This is a genomic window from candidate division KSB1 bacterium (assembly GCA_022562085.1).
Taxonomy (GTDB): domain Bacteria; phylum Zhuqueibacterota; class Zhuqueibacteria; order Oceanimicrobiales; family Oceanimicrobiaceae; genus Oceanimicrobium.
Genome location: JADFPY010000491.1, coordinates 1 through 2,063 on the forward strand (window position 1 = coordinate 1; position 2,063 = coordinate 2,063).

General features: G+C 47.1%; 1 protein-coding gene. It reads left to right on the forward strand.

The window, feature by feature from the left end:
* Positions 1–294: 294 nt before the first annotated feature.
* Positions 295–1,881 carry an NAD(P)/FAD-dependent oxidoreductase gene (locus IH879_22640; GenBank protein MCH7677726.1) on the forward strand — a complete coding sequence of 529 codons (1,587 nt, stop codon included), beginning with the start codon at positions 295–297 and terminating at the stop codon, positions 1,879–1,881.
* Positions 1,882–2,063 lie beyond the last annotated feature (182 nt).

The window sequence follows — 2,063 nt, forward strand, 5'->3', positions numbered from 1 at the left end:
CAGAGACGCAAAGAATACGCAAAGGTTTTTCTTTGCGATCCCTCAGCGTCTTTGCGTGAAATTTTTGCTTTTTGGGATTTGAATTTTCATTTCTTGCCAAAAAGCTTGTGCTCGAATGCTTTTATCGAGTATGGCAGAATTTGACTTGTCAGTTACTAAATGCTACTGAATTGAAGTTGGGTCTTCTCGTAAACTTTGGTCATTATCCAAAATTAGAGTATGAACGTCTAATTTTAACTCGTGATAAATAAATAAATGAATCTTTAGTGTTTTTTGTGTATTTCATGGGAAGATATGCCTAATAAATACCATGCGATCATAGTCGGCGGTGGCCACAACGGCCTTGTAAATGCCGCTTACCTGGCCCGGGCCGGCTTAAAAGTTCTGGTGCTGGAACAACGGCATCTGGTTGGCGGAGCCACCGTGACGGAAGAACTCTACCCCGGATTTAAATACACCGTCTTCTCTTATGTCGTTAGTTTGATGCGGCCCGAGATTATTCGCGACCTCGATTTACCGAGACATGGCTTAACCGTTTTACCCCTCGAAAGTACCTTAACCCCGCTGCCGGATGGCAATTGTCTTTACCGCGACAACGACCATTTTCGCACTTTGCGTGACATCGCCCGCTTCTCCCAGCGAGATGCAGAAGCCTACGAGGATTACGGCCGCACCATGCTGTTTATGGCTAAAGCGGTTAAATATATGCTTGGGATACTCCCGCCCGATCCGACGAAAATAAATCCGAAAGACCTGTTTGGAATGGCCGGCCTTGGCAAACATTTGCTTGGGCTCAGCGAAGAAAACATTCATATGCTTATCAAATTGATGACCATGAGCTCGGCCGACTTTCTCGAACAGTGGTTTGAAACCGACGTTTTGAAAGCGACCCTTTCGGCCAGTGGCATTATCGGGACGTTTCTTGGCCCCCGGTCACCTGGTACTGCTTATGTGTTGCTGCATCACTACATGGGCGAAATCGATGGTAACTTTCGGACCTGGGGGTTTGCTAAAGGCGGCACCGGCGCAATCGCCGACGCAATTGCAAGCGCAGCCCAGGAGCTCGGCGTGGAAATTAAAACCGAAGCCGCTGTTCAAAAAGTGATTGTTAAAGATCGGAAAGTTGTCGGGGTGGCGCTAAAAAACGGCGATGAATTTTTGTCGGATGTGGTGGTCTCTTCTCTGGATCCCAACCTGACTTTTCTAAAACTAATCGATGCCGAACATTTGCCGGTGGATTTGCTCGCCTCGATTAAAAAGTTTAAATTCAACGGCTCCTCCGGAAAAGTGAACCTGGCTCTTGATGCCGCTCCGGATTTAAAATGTATGCCCGGTTACGGTCCGCATTTGCGCGGCGCCATTTCGATCAGTCCAAGCGTGGATTACCTCGAACGCGCCTACGATGACGCCAAGTACGGTAACTTTTCCCAGAAACCGTATATTGACATTATTATCCCCTCCATGATCGATCCCGACATGGCGCCGCCGGGCAAGCACGTCATGTCTTGTTTTGTGCAATACGCGCCTTACAATCTAAAAGAAGGTACCTGGGAGGAGCGCCGCGAAGAATTTGGCGACACCGTCATCAACACGGTGACGGAATACATTCCAAATTTAAAGGATATTATTTTACACCGGCAGGTGATTACTCCCCTGGATATTGAGCAAACCATCGGCTTGTCCCAGGGTAATATTTTTCAGGGCGAGCTGAGCCTTTCACAGCTTTTTTTCTTACGTCCTGCGGCCGGGATTGCCAAGTACCGAACGCCGGTGAAAAATTACTACCAGTGCGGTTCCGGCACCCATCCCGGCGGCGGCATCATGGGTGCGCCGGGACGGTTGGCAGCGATGGAAATTTTAAAAGATTTACGGAAGGATTAAGTTAGCCGTGAATTAGCAATAAATTATGAAAATACGCATAATAGCCCGGAGATTTTTTTTAAAAATGTTTTTGACTGAAGTTGTGGTCTTTGAAATTAAATTCACCAAACCCTTAAGGACATACAAATGGCGTGGATAAAAACCATCAAAGAAAATGCAGCTCAGGACTCGCTAAAAGAGTT